Source organism: Microbacterium umsixpiens, from assembly GCF_053543675.1.
Window position 1 is genome coordinate 1 of the sequence record NZ_JBLVOH010000186.1, and the last position, 1,493, is coordinate 1,493.

Annotated in this window: 1 protein-coding gene; it reads right to left on the reverse strand. The window is 68.2% G+C overall.

Going from position 1 to position 1,493, the window contains the following annotated elements:
* Nucleotides 1-1,417, reverse strand: a 1,417-nt coding sequence (locus ACNPM4_RS17140; RefSeq protein WP_448986483.1) for a DEAD/DEAH box helicase, incomplete at its 3' end; no start/stop codon positions are given.
* Between the last annotated feature and the right edge of the window lie 76 nt (nt 1,418-1,493).

The following is a 1,493-nucleotide window of genomic DNA, read 5'->3' on the forward strand; positions in this document are numbered from 1 at the left end:
CATCGTGCGTGCCGGCGCCCTCGGCGCCACGTTCGGCCGCCGGCGCGGACTGGCCCTCTCCCGACGTGGGCTCGGCGGCGCCTTCGGTGAACGTCGAACCGACCGGGGTGGTGCTGTTGCGGCGGCGGCGACGGCGGCGCGTGCCACCCTCGTCGGTGCCTTCAGCCGCGGCATCCGCAGCCCGCTCGGGACGGCGCGTGCGCTCTGTCTTGACCGACTCGGTCTTCGGAGCCGAAACGAGACGGCCCTTGGTGCCCTGTGGGATGTCGAGGTCCTCGAACAGGTGCGGACTCGACGAGTAGGTCTCGATCGGTTCCGGCTGGCCGAACTCGAGGGCGCGGTTGATGAGGGCCCACTTGTGCAGGTCCTCCCAGTCGACGAACGTGACCGCGATACCGGTCTTGCCCGCGCGGCCGGTGCGGCCCGCGCGGTGGAGGTACGTCTTGTCCTCGTCCGGGATGGTGTGGTTGATCACGTGGGTCACGTCATCGACGTCGATACCGCGGGCGGCGACGTCGGTCGCGACGAGCACGTCGCGCTTGCCGGCCTTGAACGCGGCCATCGAGCGCTCGCGCTGATCCTGGCCCATGTCGCCGTGCACGCCGCCGACGTTGAAGCCGCGGTCGCCCAGTTCGTCGACGAGGCGCTGTGCCGCACGCTTGGTGCGCGTGAAGATCACGGTCTTGCCGCGGCCCTCGGCCTGCAGGATGCGGGCGATGATCTCGTCCTTGTCCATCGAATGCGCGCGGTAGACGAGGTGCTTGATGTTCGCCTGCGTCAGGCCCTCGTCGGGGTCGTTCGCGCGGATGTGGATCGGGTTCGACATGAAGCGGCGGGCGAGTGCCACGATCGGGCCGGGCATGGTCGCCGAGAACAGCTGCGTGTGGCGGACCGCCGGGACCTTCTGGAAGATCTTCTCGATGTCGGCGAGGAAGCCGAGGTCGAGCATCTTGTCGGCCTCGTCGAGCACGACCTCGGTCGCGTTCGAGAGGTCGAGCAGACGCTGGCCCGCGAGGTCGATGAGGCGACCGGGGGTGCCGACCACGATCTGCGCGCCGGCCTTGAGCTGGTCGATCTGTCCCTCGTACGCCTTGCCGCCGTAGATGGCGACGACGCTGGTGGAACGGTTGCTGGTGAGCAGGTCGATGTCTTCGTAGACCTGCACCGCGAGCTCGCGGGTCGGCACCACGATGAGCGCCTTGACGCCGTGCTCCGGGTCCTTGCCGAGGCGCTGGACCACAGGGATGCCGAACCCGAAGGTCTTTCCCGTTCCGGTCTTCGCCTGGCCGATGATGTCCTGGCCGGGAAGGCCGAGGGGGATGGTCTGCTCCTGGATCGGGAACGCGTCGACGATGCCCTTGGCGGCGAGCGCGTCGACGATGTCCTGATCGATGCCGAGATCGGCGAAAGTTGTCACTTTATTCAGATTGCCTGTCCGGCGAGCCTGGGGGATCGCCACGTAAACGGAGCCACGCCGTCTCTTGTGCCACAGG